We start from the raw sequence: 16,938 nt of genomic DNA, 5'->3' as shown, positions 1-16,938 counted from the left end.
GTTGGGACGATGAAATAGCGTTCGCCGTTCTATATAATATCCACGTTTTACTAATTTTTTTTGGTATTTTTCCTGGTATTGTTCCAGCGCTATTAAAGGCTGTTGAATGAGCCTGAATACTATAGCGTAGAGGGAACTATGTCGTTAAACGTGATTTATGTAAGTGCTGATGGCACAAAAGATGCGCAAGGGACTGCGAATAGTCCTATGGATCTGGCGACCGCTGTTTATGCAGGTGGCGAGAATAGCGTTATTGTTTTGTTGAACTCTGCCGGAGTCATTCAAACTTCGGGTGTGGCGCTGTTTAAAAACCAATATATTTTAGGTGAAGGTGCCAGCGCAGTAGTATATCACTCGGATGGTATCACTACCGAAAAGTACACCGCCCCAGGTTCGGGTGGCGCCCAGCTAAACGGTATATCAAAATATAACGCCGTGGTTGGCACCAATATGCATACCGAAGGCCCTGCTGTTGTCGGGGTAACCGCCAGTGGTGGAGTAAACAACGCGGGGATTATTGCTGAGACACGCTATAACTTCGTGTTGTCGGGGCAGTCAAATATGGCCGGTTGGGAAGATGTCGCCGATTTTGATCCTGAATTGCGCGGCGTGCAGGAGCAGGTGAAAATCTGGACTGGTAACCAATTTGAAAGCCTGACGCCGAATAAAAACACCCATCCGCTGGAATTCGGGGCCGGGTCAGCGAAAAGCTGGGCGGGTTCTGAATTGTCCCTGGGGATCAACCTGACACAGGCATTAGGCTCAGAAGTCTATTTCACCAAGGTCACGGCCGGTGGTACCTCTATCGACCGCTGGCTGGATAGAGACATGCTCGAGCGCGTTTTCACCAACACGCTCAAGGCATCGCAGTCGGTTGCCGACCAGGGCTACGCGCCCTTTATCGGTGGTGTTGGCTGGACTCAAGGGGAAAATGATTATGGTCGGCATAATGATTACGACCAGAAACTGCTCGCTTTGCTTGCCCGCATGCAAAACGAATTTGCTATGGAAGATCTCAAATTGGTGGCAAGTGGTACCTCTCCATACCAGGGAGGACCGCAGATAGAGGCTGAGTTGCAGCAGGCGGCCGATGCCTCCGATCATATTGAGTTTTTCAGTATGCAACACTTTCTGCAGTCGTCTAATGGACGGGTACACTTCGATGCGGAAGGATACTCCTATATGGGGTACCAGTTTGCCGTTAATTTCCTGAAAGACCTGATGGGTAGCCCGGTTTCGCAGGAAGATGTCACGGGTTATATCCCCCTCTGGTTACGGCCGGTTGCCCCAGAGTCCGGTGACGATCGCGTGACCGTGATCCCTGGTATCACTGAAGATATTGGCAACGTTTTGCTCAACGATCGCGACTATAACCCGCAGATGATCCACGTGTCCGCCGTTGGCAATAGCACAGATGCTGTTGGCGAATGGATTGACCTGGAACAGGGAGGGCGCATCAAGATTTCCGCCGATGGGCAATATATCTTTGAGCATCAGGGGGCCTATGACGGTTTGGCTTTTGGGGAGTCAATACGGATCGCTATTGATTATCAGATCAGTGATGAAACTGCGTTGACCGATCGCGCTCAATTACAACTGGTGATTTATGGTCAAGGGGCAGGAGAGCATAATACTATTCATGGTAACCAGTATAATAATGTACTGCGCGGTGGCGAGCAGAACGACATTATTTATGGTTATGAGGGTAATGACGGTATTTATGGTAATAAAGGCAGCGAGATTATTTTTGCCGGTGCAGGCAATGACATAATTCATGCAGCCCAAAATGGCAATACGGACGATGCTGATGCGCGTCATATCATCTATGCCGGTGAAGGTAACGATACGGTCTATGGTGCCAAAGGGGACGATTTTATTGATGTAAGTGAAGGTAATAATACCGTGCGCAGTTATGGAGGTAATGATGAGATCATTGCTGGCGCAGGTAATGATACCATTTATGCTGCATCTAATAATCGTCAACAGGACAAGGGGTTCACCAAGCTGATTAACAGCGGGGCGGGTAGAGACTACATCCAAACCTCGGACAGCGATGATACCATTATTGGTGGTGATGGGGATAAACGTATTTATTCCTATGGTGGTACGGACAGTATCACCGTTGGCAACGGTAACAATTTTATTGCAGCTTATGCCGCTAATCGTAATGACGATATCAATGTCACTAAAACCATCATCAGCGGTAATGGCCGCGATGTGATCGATACGTCTTACAGCAATGACAAAATCATGGTGGGGGATGGTAATAAAGTCATCCGCACTTACGGAGGGAATGACAGCATTATTACCGGTAACGGCAATAACCATATCGATACAGCCAGAAACTATACCGAAGGGAGCGGCAATACGGTCAAGGTAATCACCGGCAGCGGTAACGATGATATTCATACCGGAGCCAGTAACGATCTGATTGATGGGGGCGCGGGTAATAACACCATTTACAGCTATGGTGGTGATGATTATATCAAGACTGGCGATGGTAACGATAATATCTATGCCTATTCCAGCAATCGCAACGACGACATTGGCCGTAGTAAAACCGTGATCAGCGGTGCAGGACGTGACATTATCTCGACTTCCTATAGTAACGACACGGTGATTGTAGATGACGGCCAGAAGAGGATCCATACCTTCGGCGGTAATGACAGTATTACCACGGGTGATGGCAATAATTATATCGATACGGCGGCGAATCGCCGCGCGGGGAGTGGAGATGAGACTCAGATCCACACCGGTAACGGTAATAATGTGATCCACACAAGCAGAACAGATGACAACATTGTGACGGGCAATGGGAATGACACCATCTACGCCTATGGCGGAAATAACATTATTCAGTCCGGTGGTGGCAAGGACGTCATTTATACCTACGATCTCGATCGAAATAATGATAAAGATAAAGTGAACTACATCGACGCTGGCGCGGGTAACGATACTGTCCACGGTACACAAGGTGTAGACACTATTATCGGTGGGGTTGGGGATGATATCCTGTACGGCTCCGGTGGCAACGATATGTTTATCTTCAGTGGGAGTGCGGGTCAGGATATTATTGGTGACTTTAATGTCCTGGAAGACAAGATAATGTTCACCGATTCGAATGTGAGTTTTGACGATCTGCACTTCCAGGCAGCCAATAACGGCACGGTAGTCTCTTATCTTGACAGCCAGGTTACCCTGCGTGGCGTTGCAATCAGCAAGATTGAAGAAAGCATTTTCATTTTCTAATCCCGCCATCGGCCAGACAATAAGGGATTACACCTTATTGTCTGGCCGAGTTTTGTTACCCTTATTGCACCCGTTCCCCTGTGAGAATGCCGCGTGGCGATTCTCTCAACGCTAAAAATCTAATCCGTATGAAACGACCTGATTAAAAAAATGTAGGATAAAGCACCCGATTTAATGGATTAACCTGTCAGCCAACTGATTTGAACTGGCTCACCATACCAGATTGTTTGATAATGCCCGTCGCGAATAGTTAACCCGTGGTCGTGGTATGAAAAAAACAATTTTTTCGTTGGCGCTTGGTACGTTTGGTCTGGGAATGGCCGAATTCGGCGTGATGGGCGTGTTGACGGAACTGGCGAAGGACACCGGGATTTCGATTCCCTCGGCCGGGAACATGATCTCCTTTTACGCCTTCGGCGTGGTGATAGGCGCACCGATTGTGGCGCTGTTTTCCAGCCGGTTCTCTCTGAAATCAACATTATTGTTCCTGGTGGCGATGTGCGTTATCGGGAATACCATATTCAGCCTTTCACATTCTTACGTCGGGCTGGCGACAGGCCGCTTAATTTCCGGATTCCCTCACGGCGCGATTTTCGGCGTAGGGGCGATAATCCTCTCCAAAATTGCGCCGCCGGGAAAAGTCACGGTCGCGGTGGCCGGTATGATCGCCGGAATGACCGTTGCCAATCTTGTCGGCGTACCGCTCGGGACGTGGCTTGGGCATGAGTACAGCTGGCGCTATACCTTTTTCCTGATTGCTGTCTTTGATGTGCTGGTGATCCTCTCCGTGTTGCTGTGGGTGCCCACTCTGCACGATAAATCAGAGATCAAATTGACCGCGCAGTTTCACTTTCTGAAGAAACCGGAGCCCTGGCTGATTTTCGCCGCTACCATGTTTGGCAACGCCGGCGTCTTCGCGTGGTTCAGCTTCGTTAAGCCGTTTATGGTCAATGTATCGGGTTTCTCCGAAGGCATGATGACCGTCATAATGATGCTGATGGGGCTCGGCATGGTGTTGGGCAATCTGCTGAGCGGTAAACTCTCGGGGCGGTTTAGCCCGTTGCGCATTGCTGCCACCACCGACATGGTCATTGTCGCCTCACTGTTGCTGCTTTTTGCCTTTGGCGAACTGAAAACGGCCTCGCTGTTGATGGGCTTTGTCTGCTGTGCAGGTCTGTTTGCACTTTCCGCACCGCTGCAAATTCTTCTGCTGCAGAATGCGAAAGGGGGTGAAATGCTCGGGGCGGCGGGCGGACAGATGGCCTTTAATCTGGGTAGCGCTGTAGGGGCATACTTTGGTGGGATGATGATTACGCTCGGCTTTAGCTGGAGCTATGTCACGTTACCGGCGGCGTTGTTGTCCTTCGCTGCGATGACCTCGCTGTTGATGTATGGCCATCTCTGCGCCAAAAAGCGTCAGGCCAACGCGCGGGCGCTGGCCTGATTTTTTCAGGGAAGCCAGGGCTCGCCCAGGGTCAACATCAGACGGTTGGCCCAGGCAAAGAACGCGGCGGATTGCAGCAGATCGAGCTGTTCAAGCGTATCCAGTTTCTGTTTTTCCAGCTCAGCCAGATGGCCCGGCGTGGCGGCCGGTGGCGTGACTGACAGCGCCGCTGCATAGTTGATTTCCGCCTGCCAGCGCGCAGACTGCCCCTCGCTCAGGGCGCGTCCCGGCCTGACGGCCAGAAGGGTTTCCACCGCGCCGTTGTCCTTTGACAGCTGGCTCGCTTTGCGCGCATGGACAGATGCGCAGTAAATGCAGCCGTTGATTTTACTGGCTACCGTCGCGGCCAGTTCGCGTTCAGCACGCGGTAATCCTCCCGGCGTGTAAAAAATCCCTTTATCCGTTAACGTGCGCTGTTCCAGAACCGGCAGGTTGCGCCCCAGCAGGCGGAAATAGTCAGATTCCGTATGGCCAAATTTGGCGAGAATGGCCACTTCATCATCGTTAAATTCTGCCAGAGGTTTAGCGTCAATCCATGGCTCCCAGCCCAGCTCCTGCTGGGTGAACGCGACGGGGGCCGCTTTACCCGTGGCAGTGGCTGTGTTGGTGTGCCATGTCCCCGCAACGACGGGCGTATCGCTGGCCGCAATGGGTTTATCATTCAGTAAACGCAGCCCGGCAATGAGTCGGCTCTGGAAACTGACGAAGGCGATCAGCTGAGCAAGGGTGACAATGCCGTCTTTGCTCCATCCCGCCTTTACAAGCGCCTGTAACGCACCGGGTGTGGCGTCGACAGGTGAGAAGGTGAGCAGACGGGCAAAGTTCAGCGCAGCGGTCAGGCGCCCGGAGGTCGGATCGGCCAGCCCAAATCCGGCATAGTGCGCCGCCAGCGCCTCTGCGTTGTGCCATTTTGCGACCTTCGCCGCCACGGCAAAGCGTTCATCCAGCGCAAATGCTGCATCCTGCTGGCTGAATAAAATCTCATAACTGCCCTGAGCGTGGCGTGTGGCGGCGTCCCGCGTGGCCCGCGCCTCTGCCAGCGGCGAACCGGGCACGATTTCCGCCAGTTCGGCGAGAATATCCTGACTTAAAGCCATACGTGTCTCCTCAAACAATGTGGGGGGCGATGTGTTCTGCAATCAATTCAATCGATCGTAGGGTGTCCCGGTGCGAAGGTTCTACCGAATGCACCTGGAATGAGATATCCGTGGCGCGCGCCAGGATGCCGTCCGCTTTAAGCGAGTTCAGTACCGTTTCCGGCGACCCGATATGTGCATCGAACTGTCTGCGATAATCCGTGACAGTGTCACCTACTACCCTGTGTCCCGCCGCGCGATGCTGTTGCGCCTGTCGGGTTAAGCCCGGCGTCGCCACCTTCAGCGCATAGTCATCGCTGTCGGCGACGAACGCCGTACGTGAGGCCAGGATCCGTGGCGCGATACTGGCGGGTAGCGCGTCAAGATAGGCGTCAACAATCGGGTTTTGGATTTGGTCGAGCGTTAAATCTAACTGTTCAGCGGGGCGAGGCTGGGTACGAGACAGCATCAGCCCATGACCGGCCCGCGCGGCGCGCACGGCACCGTCGACGGAGAACGTGGCAATCCAGATACGGTCGGCCAGCTGTGGCGCAGGCGGATAAAGGTGGTTATCCGGATGGGTCAGCGAATCCCCGCGCCAGGCGCTTTGGATCGCGTGCAAATGGTCAGCGAAGACCGCGCCGCGTTCTTCAAACGTCAGGCCAAAGGGCAGAAAAGAGGTCGGCGTGCCGCCGGAACCAAAACCGACTTCAAGACGTCCATTGGCGAGTAAATCGAGCACGGCGGCATCTTCTGCGACGCGGAGCGGGTTTTCCATCGGCAGGGTAATGATGGCCGTACCCAGGCGGATGGTTTCGGTATGCGCGGCAACGTGTGCCAAAAACAGCAGCGGCGACGGCAGCCCGCCTTCGTTTTCATGAAAGTGATGCTGCGCAATCCAGGCGCTGTCAAAACCGTGGCGTTCGGCGTGGCGGATCTGTTCGGTTGCCAGTCGATAGCGCTCCTTTGGCGTGGCGTCGTCAAGCAGGCGAGTGAAAAAGCCCAGGCGTTTTCGCGTCATGCGAACTCCTCCGTAGCGGGTGAAAAATGGGGAATAGCGTCGATCAGTTCGCGGGTATAGTCGTTCTGCGGGGCGTTGAACAACGTCTCAACGGCGCCATGCTCGATGACTTTACCGCCCTGCAGCACGGTGACGGTGTGGGCTATGCGGCGAACCGTTGCCAGATCGTGTGTGATAAAGAGATAGGTCAGCCCAAGCTGTTGCTGCAGCTGCTGGAGAAGCGCCAGAATTTGCGCCTGCACGGTAACGTCCAGCGCGGAAGTAGCTTCATCCAGAACGATAAGGGTCGGCTCCAGGATCAGCGCCCGGGCAATGGCCACGCGCTGGCGCTGGCCACCGGAGAGTTCCCGCGCCGTACGCCCCAGCACGTCAAGCGGCAGAGCCACCCGCTGCGCAACCGTCTCCACGCGGGTCCTACGCTCCGCTTTACTGAGACGGGCGAAATTTTTCAACGGCTCTTCAATAATCTCAAACAGCGTCTGATGCGGGTCGAGCGAGGCAAACGGGTTCTGGTAGACGAACTGGATCTTCTGACGCAGCTGTCGACGTGCCTCCCTGCTGAGCGTAGTGGCATCAATATCATCGATAATCACCCGCCCGCTGTCCGCCTGCTCAAACCCGAGCAAAATGCGGGCAAGGGTGGTTTTTCCCGATCCCGATTCGCCGACTAACGCGTGCGTGCTGCCGCGCGTGACGTCAAAACTGACGTCGTCCAGCGCCTGCAGCTGATGCCCTTTACCCAACGAGAACTGCTTGCTGATGGACAGCGCGCGAATGGCAGGCGAGGCCAGCGGACGTCCCGAGACCGGCGCGATAGTCAGACGCTGGCCCTGTAAATCGCTTAACAGCTGGCGGGTATAGGCATGCTGCGGGGCGCGGACGATATCAACGGTCGCGCCGTGCTCCTGCACTTCACCGTGGCGGAACACCAGCAGCCTGTCGGCGCGCTGTGCGGCCAGCGCCAGGTCATGCGTTACAAACAGTACGGCGGTACCGGACTCCCGGCGAAGGGCGTCCAGCAGATCCAGAATGCGCTTTTGCACCGTCACATCCAGCGCGCTGGTCGGCTCGTCGGCAACGATCACGTCCGGTCGCAGGGCAATGGCGATGGCAATCAACACGCGCTGTTTCATACCGCCGGAGAGCTGATGAGGATACTGTTTCATGCGCTGTTCGGGGTGGCTCAACCCCACTTTAGTCAGCAGGGCGAGCACCTGTTCATGACGCTGGGCGTGGGTCACTTTTTGGTGTAGTTCAATTATTTCACCCACCTGCGCACCGATGGTTTTCACCGGGTTGAGGGAATTACCCGGATCCTGCGGGACGAGGCTAATCCGCGCACCACGAAGGGTATCGAGACGTTTAGCTGACCACTGGCTTATCTCCTCGCCGTTGAGGATGATTTTGCCCGCATCACGCCGGGCGTTGTCAGCCAGCAACCCCATGATCGCCTGTGCAGTGCTCGTTTTACCGGATCCTGACTCGCCCACAAACGCCAGCATTTCCCCCCGTTTGAGGGTAAAGCTGACGTTATGCACCACCTCTTGCCACTGGCGAGCGGTGCGGTAGCTAATCGTCAAATTTTCCACTGAGAGAACGGTCATGAGCGACCTCCGCTAAACTGCTGGCTGATACGGTTGGTGGCCAGCACCACGGCGATGACCACCACGCCGGGGAAAGTGGTTAACCACCAGGCGGTTGAGAGATAGTTACGGCCTTCGGCAATCAGTAAACCCCATTCCGGAATGGGGGGCGGAGTGCCATAACCGAGGAAGCTCAGCGTGGACAGCGCCAGGATAGCCTGACCAAACTGCAGCGTGGCGAAGGCGAGGACGGCGGTTAACGAGTTGGGCAGAATGTGTCGCCACAGCACGGCGAAGAACGTTCCGCCGCTGCCGTACGCCGCTTCGACGTAATCCGTGTGACGAATGCGCACAACTTCACCGCGCGCCAGGCGGGCAAAGCTGGCAATCGAGGCGACGCCCACGGCGATGGCGGCGTTGACGGTGCCAAAACCGAGCAGGATGATCACAGTCAGGGAAAGCAGCAGGGACGGAATTGACAGCAATACGTCAACAAAACGCATCAGCAGAGATTCGACGCGCCCGGCGAACGCCCCGGCTACCACGCCCAGCCCGGTGCCGACCAGCAGCCCCATGGTGACGGCGGCTAGCGCGGCGCTCAGTGAATGCGACGCGCCGTAAACAATGCGGGCGTACACGTCGCGGCCAAGCTGATCGGTACCCAGCCAGTGATCGGCCTGCGGAGCCAGACGCTGCGCCCCGGCAATCCCTTCAATCGGGCTGAAGTGGGTAAACAGACCCGGCGCAACAGCGGCGAGCGCAGCGGCGATAATGACTACCCAGGCCAGCCAAAGTCCCGGCTGCCACTGCAGCCCTTGCCACGTCGGGACGCGTTTGCGCGCGGCGGCAGCGTAATCGACCAGACTCATGAGGCACCTCCGGTAACGGTTTGCAGGCGTGGATCGAAGAGCGGCATCAGCAGATCCACCATCAGGTTAATCAGCACAAAACCGAGCGCAGAAATCATCACCACGGCCTGAAGCACGGCGATATCCTGGTTATTCACCGCCTGCTGGGTCAGCTGTCCCAGCCCGCTGCGGCCAAAAACCGTTTCGGTGATCAACGCCCCGGCAATCAGCTCGCCCAGCAGCAACCCGGCAATGTTCAGGACCGGCAGCAGGGCGTTACCGGTGACGTGACGCCACAGGACGGCGGTTTCGCTCAGCCCTTTGGCCCGGGCGACGGCGACAAACGGCTGCGCCGCCACCTGGTCGAGAGTGCGCATCAGAATCTGCGCCAGCGGGGCGGAGATCGGGATGGCGACGGTGACGATCGGCAGGATCAGCCCCTGCAGCGGCGTCGGGTTAATCACCGGGATCAGCCGCAGCTGAAAAGAAAAGAGCTGGATGAGGGCAATCCCCAGCCAGAACGTTGGTAATGAGATAAACAGGACCGGCAGAGACTGAAGGGTATTACTCAGCCAGCGCAGACCCGGCAGGCGGGAGGCAAAGGCCAGCGCAAACGCCAGCAGGACCGCGAGCACAAACGCGGGCAGAGCGAGGCTCAGGGTGTCCGGCAGGTTGCTGGCAATCAGCTCGCTAACCGGTACGCCAGCCTGCAAGGAGTAGCCGAAATCACCGTGCAGCATAGCCAGCAGCGTATGAAAATATTGCTGCCAGAGCGGGCTGTCCGCGCCGTACGCCACGCGCATTTCCTCGATTTGTGCAGGGCTTAGTCCCAGATCCGGGTTCTGAAATTTGATCAGCACCGCGTCACCCGGCAGTACCTGGAGCAACACGAACGAAAGGGTAAAGGCAGCCCACAATACCAGCAGGCCGTGCCCAAGACGTTGAAGAAGTGCGTGGCGCATCGTCAGCTCCTCAGTGTTTCTCAATCCACGCGCCGTAGAACGACGGGCGGCCAACCGCTTCAAAATTCACACCTTTTAACCACGGCGCACCGGCAAAGACCTGCGGCTCCTCGAAAATCGGAATGACGTAGGCGTTGTCCAGAAGATAGCGCTGGGCGTCTCCCGTCAGCTGCAGGCGTTTTTGTGGATTGACCTCAGCCGAAATGTTCACCAGCAGTTCATTCAGCTTGTCGTCACGGAAGTTTTTGACCTTGTCGCTGGAGCCGCCTTTTTGCAGCAGCGCGTCGCGGTTAGCGGGGTAGAACATGCTTTTCACCACGTCCGGATCGGCGCGGCCCACTTCGGAGACGGTCAGCGGGGTTTTCAGCGGGTCAAGGTTATCCAGCGTGCGGCTGCCTGCGTCACCGGCTTTGACGCTCAGCGCCACGCCCACCTGTCGCCACTGCTGGGCAACCAGCTGCAGCACCTCTTTGTTTTGCGGCTGCGGCAGGGATTCATATACCGTCAATGCCAGACGTTGACCGTCTTTTGCGCGGATCCCGTCGCTTCCCGCTTTCCAGCCCGCCTCGTCCAGCAGCCGGTTGGCTTTAGCCGGGTCAAAGGTCAATTTATCGCTGAGATCGACAAAGCCAGCGGCGGAATCGGCAATCACCGACTTCGCCTGTGGGTAGTTAGGCGAAAAGAGGGTCTCAACCACCTGTTTGGCATTGGTGGCATGCAGCAGCGCCTGGCGTACGCGGATATCGGAAACCAGCGGGTTATCCGGGCGGAAGCTGATGCTGTCGTTTACCCCGCGCGTAGGCGCTGCATAGATTTTATAGCCCTGATCGGTCGCCTGCTTTTCGTCATACGCCTGCACCTGGCGAATAAAGTCGGCCTGACCCGCCAGCAGAGCGCCGACGCGCACGCTGTCCTCCTGGGTGACGATAAACTTGATGCCGTCGAGATTCGCTGGCCCCTGTTGCGCCAGGTTTTTCGGTCCCCACTGGTAGTCTTTGCGGGCTTCCAGCGTCACTTCGCGCCCGAGCTTTTCGTCTTTAACCACAAACGGCCCAGAGCCAACGATATGGCGGGCATCACCCAGCTCTTCGAAGTTGCGCTTCAGCGTGCTGAGCGAGACCAAACCTGAGCCAATGGTGGCAGTGCCCTGCAGAAACCCCGGCGATGGTTTTTTGAAGTAGAACTTCACGGTCAGCGGGTCGATGACTTCGCTACGATCGTAGTTATTGATCACTTCTGACACCGGCAGGCGCTGCGCCTTATTGCCTAAACCGTAGGTATCAAAATTTTTCGCTACGGCGCTGGCGTCCAGCGGCGTGCCGTCGGAGAAGGTGATGCCGGGCCGAAGCTTAAAGGTGTATTCGGTTTTATCGGCGTTGGTGGTCCAGCTTTCTGCCACCCAGGGTTCCACCTGCAGCGTTTTCGGGTTCTGCCACGTCAGCTTGTCGGTGATTTGGTTCAGGATGCCGCCGTTCGGGTAGAAGCCGCCGGCGGGCGGGTAGAGGTTAGTGTGCGCCTGTTGCTCCAGATAGATCAGCGTGCCGCCTTTGACGGGCGCTTCTGCTGCCCAGGCTGTTGTTGTCGCCAGAATCAGCGCCGTCAGCAGTGGCAGACGAAATGGGGTTTGCATGGTGAATTCCTTTGTTATCTTCTTGTTAGCGTCGGATTCATCATCGGGCGCTGGGGAAAACAAGGGAACAAAGGAATTAAGATAAGGATTGCCGGAAACTGAAAATAAAAACGCCCCGTTAGCGGGGCGATGGCAATGAGGCTAAACGAATTTCGCCAGCGGATCGGCGGCGGCAAATGCGACCGTTTTGTCTGCTGCTGGCGGATAAATCAGCTCGTTCGTGATGGCGATTTTGATCTTCTTCGCCTCCTCGCGGACGGATTTGACAGCCTGTTCCCAGCCCTCGGTATAGACCGCGCCCCACGCGCCTAAATCCAGGCAGGTAACATAATTCACCTGACGATAAGGATATGGCGCGATGTTTAGCAGGCTGGCTGCCGCGTTGTGTCCGGCAAATTTTCCAAGCTGGATCGCGTGCTGACAGGTCATCAGCGCAGTGTTGCCCGCATCGTCTGTTTTGGCGTGAGCCATGTCGCCCGTTGCATAAATGTCTGGATGGGCTGGAACCTGCAACGACTCGGTAACGATAAGTCGCCCCTGGTTGTCACGTTCGCCGTCAATCTGCTGGCTGAGGGAGTTGGCCTCGACACCTGCCGTCCAGACCACGGTGGAGGCGGCAATACGTTCACCATTTTTTAGGGTAACGCCGTTTGCGTCGATGGCTTCCACTTCACTGTTAAGACGCCATTCAACGCCCAGCTCGCGGCTTGCGTCTTCAATGGTTTTACGCAAGGCTTCGCTGTAACGTCCACCGATAACTGCACCGCGTTCAACTACGATTATTTTAATCCTGGTATCTTCACCTAATCGAGAACGAAGCCGGGCAGGGAGTTCGGTCGCCAGCTCAATGCCGGTGAAGCCGCCGCCGCAGACCACAACGGTGTTACGTTCTGAGGAGTCAGGGCGCGCAGTCAGTGAATCCAGGTGCTGCTCAAATCTCAGCGCCGATTCCAGTTGGTCGATATCAAAGGCGTATTCGGCAAGCCCGGCAATGGAAAGCCGTTTGGTCTGGCTACCCGTTGCCAGCACTAAACGTTCGTAAGTCACCGAGGATGTTATCCCCTGATTATCCCGCCATGTTACCCTTTTTGCATCAGTATCAATATGTTCCGCACGCCCGGTAATGAATTCAATATCCAGCTCAGCGAACAGTTCGGTCAATGGCGCGACCAGCGTTGATACCTTTTCTTCATAGAAGCGTGGGCGAACGCGCAGCTCAGGAACAGGTGCCAGCACGGCAATCTTAAGATTGTCTTTTCCTTCCAGCGCCGACAGGCGAGCGGCACTGACCGCCGCCCACATACCGGAAAAGCCGCTGCCCACAATTAGAATTTGCTTTTTCATACTCGATCCTTTTGATCGCCAGGCTGTGTACCTGACATAACTGCCACTATACTTGTCGGAGTTAACTGCGACAACTTCTTTCTGAGTTAAAAATCGTTATAATGGCCTGAACAGCAAACTGGGGTTAACCATGGCGTTTTACAGTTCCGGTGTGGAATACGGCATTCACAGCCTGATGTGCATGGTGGATGCGAAGGGCAATGAGCGGGAGATGAGCGTCAGGGAGATGGCTGCTCTTCAGGGCGTGCCGTACGATTATCTCGGTAAAATATTCACCCGCTTGTCGCGTGCCGGTCTGGTCATCAGTACGGAAGGCAAGGGTGGGGGCTTTCAGCTAGCGCGCCCGGCGGAGCTGATCACCGTGCTGGACGTAACGCACGCCATCGACGGCGAGAAAAATATGTTTGAGTGTAGGGAGATACGCCAGCGGCTGGTCGTGTTTGATGAAACGCCGCCTGCCTGGGTATGTGACGGTCCGTGCGGGGTACGTTCGGTGATGGACAGCGCGCAGCAGCGAATGGAAGAGGAGTTAGCGCGACATACCATCCTCGATCTGGCGCGCAAAATGTATCGAAAAGCACCGGACACGTTCCAGATTGAGGTTCAGGAGTGGATTTCGGACCGGCGTTCGTCGTAACAGTAGGCCGGGTAGGGCGAAGCCGCTACCCGGCGATACCTGCTTATGAACGTAAATCTATAACCATACGGCCGCGGATCTGGCCCTGTTCCATCTCTTTAAAGATGGCGTTGATATCCTCAAGCGGACGCATCGTCACTTTCGGCACAACCTTACCCTCAGCGGCGAACTGGAAGGCTTCCTGCAGATCCTGACGGGTGCCGACAAGCGAACCGACCACCTGAATGCCGTCCAGCACCAGGCGCGGAATGTCGAGGCTCATCGCTTCCGGCGGCAGGCCAACCGCGACCACGCGGCCACCGGCACGTACGGCATCAACGGCTGAGTTGAATGCGGCTTTTGCGACGGCAGTAACGACTGCGGCATGTGCGCCGCCCGTTTTTTCCTGCACAATTTTCGCGGCATCTTCGCTGCGGGAGTTGATGGTCAAATCTGCACCCATGCTGGCCGCCAGCTTCAACTGTTCGTCGTTAACGTCAAGGGCGATGACTTTGGCGTTAAAGACGTTTTTGGCGTACTGCAGCGCGAGGTTGCCCAGCCCGCCCAGACCATAAATTGCAATCCACTGGCCCGGTTTGATTCCAGACACTTTCACCGCTTTGTAGGTGGTCACGCCGGCGCAGGTAATGCTGCTGGCCGCTGCCGAATCCAGACCGTCCGGCACTTTGACGGCGTAGTCAGCGATGACGATGCACTCTTCCGCCATGCCGCCGTCAACGGAGTAACCGGCATTTTTCACATCGCGGCACAGGGTTTCGTTGCCGGTATTACAATATTCGCAGTGGCCGCAGCCTTCGAAAAACCACGCCACGCTGGCACGATCGCCAACTTTCAGTGATTTCACGCCGGGGCCGATTTCCTTCACGATGCCAATCCCTTCATGGCCCAGGATAACCCCGGTTTTATCGCCGAAATCGCCGTTCTTCACATGGAGGTCGGTATGGCATACGCCACAGCACTCCATCTTCAGCAGGGCTTCCCCATGCTTTAGCGCGCGTAAGGTTTTTTCGGTAACGTTGACCTGGTGGTCCTGTGTGACAACAGCAGCCTTCATGTCTATCTCCTTGTTCATGATGAGAATCTGCATAGCAGGTGTAATACCCCTTAAGGATTAATACATTAGCCTGGTAATGCAAGGCTGCCGCAACATAATGTCATCATTTGATTCGATTTCAGATTAAGAATACGGCGATCCTCTAATAATTAAGGGGGGAAATGCTGGCCCGGCGAGGTGCTCGCCGGGCGCAGACTTACAGCTGTGCTTCTATCTCCTCAATCTCCTTACGCCATTGCGCCTGCAGCTGCGGTTTTTGATGCTTAGGCTTGCGCGCCAGATCGTCTTCCAGCAGCGTTTCCAGCGCGACCAGCCGTTCAAGCAGATCGTCATACGGCGAGGGTTGAACTGTCTCAGTGGCGATGACAGGCGCGGTGGGTGTTACCAGACCCGCGCTTTCACGCATCCGCTCAAACACCGCTTCGGCATCGTGCCATTCGCTCAGCGTTCCCTCTTCAATCAGCCAGAAACGGTTGCAGCTTTGGCTGATTAACTGACGGTCATGGCTGACCAGCAGCACGCCGCCTTCGAACTGCTGAAGGGTTTCTGCCAGCGCCGCTTTGCCTTCCATATCAAGGTGGTTGGTCGGCTCATCCAGCATCAGCAGGCTATAGCGGGCAAGCGTCAGGCCAACGAACAGCAGGCGAGAGCGCTCGCCGCCGCTGAGCGTGCTGACGGTTTGTCCGTGACGCGCCCACGGGAAACCCGCGCTTATCAGCGCCATTTTGCGGTTCTGCGGATCCGGTGCGAACGGCTCCAGTGCGTCAAGCAGCGTGGCAGAGTCCGGCAGTTGATTAAGCGTCTGGTCGTAATAGCCTGGCGACACGCGCGGATGGATTTTCAGCCCGCTTCCTGCGGGCTCATCGGCAAATTGTTGCCAGATAAGCCTCATCAGCGACGATTTGCCGCAGCCGTTACGACCGACAATCGCCACGCGATCACCGCTTTTCAGCCGTGCCATTTCGATGTTAAACAGCGGCGGTAGCCCGGGCGCAGGCGGGACGTTGAGGTTTTCCAGTTCCAGTAGACGGTCTGCCCGCAGCGCGTCGCCGCGCAGGGTTAACGTCCACTGACTGCCCGCCGTAAGCACCGTCTGGCTCTCCCTGAGCCGTTCGACCTGTTTTTCCATCTGTTTGGCTTTGCGGGCAAGGTCTTCGTTGTCGTAGACCTTTCCCCATGTTGCCAGCCGCCTGGCGCTGGCGGTGACGCGGTCGATCTCCTTTTGCTCCGCTTTGTGGCGCTGCGCGTCGCTTTCATCTTTTGCTTCAAGCGCCTTGCGTGCCGCCGTGCAGGGAAGGGCAAAGTAGTGCAGCATCTTATCGCGCAGGATCCAGCTGCCGTTGGTGACGGCATCCAGCAGCTGTCTGTCGTGCGAGACCAGCACGAAGCTCCCGGGCCAGTTCTGCAGGAATTGTTCCAGCCACAGCAGGGTCGGTAAATCGAGGTGGTTGCTCGGTTCGTCCAGCAGGAGCAGATCCGGATCGTGGATCAACGCTCGCGCCAGCAGCAGACGCGTATGCTGCCCGCCGCTGAGCGTTGCGGATTGCAGCATCATATCCTGCGGCGTAAAGCCCATGCTTGCCAGCAGCGTTTCGGCTTTCCAGCGCAGGCTGTCGCGCTCAGCAAAAGGCAGCTGTGCGAGTACGGCATCCAGCATGGTCAGCGGGAAAATGGCGTCCGGGAGATGTTGCTCAACGCGCGCCATCAGGCAGTGCCCGGCCAGCGCTACCGTTCCGACAGCAGGGGAATCTGTGCCGTCCAGCACCTTCAGCAACGTACTTTTGCCGCAGCCGTTGTCGCCCAGCAGGCCAATGCGGTCGCCTTTTTTCAGCGTAAAGGAGAGTGAGTCGAAGAGCGTGCCAAACGCCGTATCAACGCGTAAAGATTGTGCAGTGAGTAAAGTGCTCATTGTTGCTTACCCAAGAGTTACAGGCATGTTTATGCCTCGTCAAACATCGCTGACGATAACTCAGTAAGCCCGAGAGAAGGGATTTCAGGGGTTGGTGTCTTCGCTCAAGCAGAAGTTATCGCAGCACGATACCGATAACGCTTGAGCTGGTGCGATCACCAAATGTATGTGAAACATTGAA

General features: G+C 56.1%; 12 protein-coding genes. 3 read left to right on the top strand and 9 right to left on the bottom strand.

The features are described from left to right. The first annotated feature begins 138 nt into the window (after positions 1–138). Together ACOQH0_RS11705 and araJ are read left to right on the top strand one after the other, a co-directional pair. Entirely contained in the window at positions 139–3,249 is a 3,111-nt protein-coding gene (locus ACOQH0_RS11705; protein ID WP_421510394.1) for a sialate O-acetylesterase, read from the top strand. Between the two features lie 268 nt (positions 3,250–3,517). Then, positions 3,518–4,693: an MFS transporter AraJ gene (gene araJ, locus ACOQH0_RS11700; RefSeq protein WP_421510393.1), complete on the top strand. Its 1,176-nt coding sequence runs from the start codon at positions 3,518–3,520 to the stop codon at positions 4,691–4,693. A 5-nt stretch (positions 4,694–4,698) separates the two neighbouring features. Here araJ and ACOQH0_RS11695 read toward each other — a convergent pair whose 3' ends face one another. The 7 genes from ACOQH0_RS11695 to ACOQH0_RS11665 all read right to left on the bottom strand — a co-directional run bounded on the left by ACOQH0_RS11695 (position 4,699) and on the right by ACOQH0_RS11665 (position 13,157). Continuing rightward, positions 4,699–5,790, bottom strand: a complete 1,092-nt coding sequence (locus ACOQH0_RS11695) for an alkylhydroperoxidase domain protein (RefSeq protein ID WP_421510392.1) — start codon at positions 5,788–5,790, stop codon at positions 4,699–4,701. 10 nt (positions 5,791–5,800) lie between these two features. Further along, positions 5,801–6,790, bottom strand: coding sequence for a putative FMN-dependent luciferase-like monooxygenase (locus ACOQH0_RS11690; RefSeq protein ID WP_421510391.1), 990 nt, complete (start codon positions 6,788–6,790; stop codon positions 5,801–5,803). Next, positions 6,787–8,394, bottom strand: a complete 1,608-nt coding sequence (locus tag ACOQH0_RS11685; protein WP_325827311.1) for an ABC transporter ATP-binding protein — start codon at positions 8,392–8,394, stop codon at positions 6,787–6,789. Before ACOQH0_RS11685 ends, ACOQH0_RS11690 begins: the two co-directional genes overlap by 4 nt. After that, positions 8,391–9,242, bottom strand: a complete 852-nt coding sequence (locus ACOQH0_RS11680; RefSeq protein WP_421510390.1) for an ABC transporter permease — start codon at positions 9,240–9,242, stop codon at positions 8,391–8,393. The genes ACOQH0_RS11685 and ACOQH0_RS11680 overlap by 4 nt, the downstream gene beginning before the upstream one ends. Then, positions 9,239–10,183, bottom strand: coding sequence for an ABC transporter permease (locus ACOQH0_RS11675; protein WP_256459497.1), 945 nt, complete (start codon positions 10,181–10,183; stop codon positions 9,239–9,241). Before ACOQH0_RS11675 ends, ACOQH0_RS11680 begins: the two co-directional genes overlap by 4 nt. 10 nt (positions 10,184–10,193) lie before the next feature. Next, positions 10,194–11,813, bottom strand: coding sequence for a TIGR04028 family ABC transporter substrate-binding protein (locus tag ACOQH0_RS11670; protein ID WP_010431360.1), 1,620 nt, complete (start codon positions 11,811–11,813; stop codon positions 10,194–10,196). A 141-nt stretch (positions 11,814–11,954) separates the two neighbouring features. Next, positions 11,955–13,157, bottom strand: a complete 1,203-nt coding sequence (locus ACOQH0_RS11665; protein WP_010431356.1) for an NAD(P)/FAD-dependent oxidoreductase — start codon at positions 13,155–13,157, stop codon at positions 11,955–11,957. Positions 13,158–13,287: 130 nt separating this feature from the next. Here ACOQH0_RS11665 and ACOQH0_RS11660 point away from each other — a divergent pair, with 130 nt between their 5' ends. After that, the gene (locus tag ACOQH0_RS11660; RefSeq protein ID WP_010431354.1) at positions 13,288–13,794 is read left to right on the top strand and encodes an RrF2 family transcriptional regulator; all 507 of its coding nucleotides are present in this window, start codon (positions 13,288–13,290) and stop codon (positions 13,792–13,794) included. 43 nt (positions 13,795–13,837) lie between these two features. On the opposite strand, the gene adhP is transcribed toward ACOQH0_RS11660, so the two are convergent. Further along, positions 13,838–14,848 (bottom strand): alcohol dehydrogenase AdhP, encoded by a 1,011-nt coding sequence (adhP, locus tag ACOQH0_RS11655; RefSeq protein ID WP_421510389.1) that lies wholly within the window; start codon positions 14,846–14,848, stop codon positions 13,838–13,840. Positions 14,849–15,044: 196 nt separating this feature from the next. Then, complete coding sequence (locus ACOQH0_RS11650) at positions 15,045–16,757, bottom strand: ABC-F family ATP-binding cassette domain-containing protein (RefSeq protein WP_421510388.1); 1,713 nt, start codon at positions 16,755–16,757, stop codon at positions 15,045–15,047. Positions 16,758–16,938: the final 181 nt, after the last annotated feature.

Source organism: Enterobacter sp. JS8-1, assembly GCF_049187015.1.
GTDB lineage: Bacteria > Pseudomonadota > Gammaproteobacteria > Enterobacterales > Enterobacteriaceae > Enterobacter > Enterobacter mori.
Note: the sequence above shows the minus strand (reverse complement) of the source record. Positions and strands in the feature narration are given on the sequence as shown.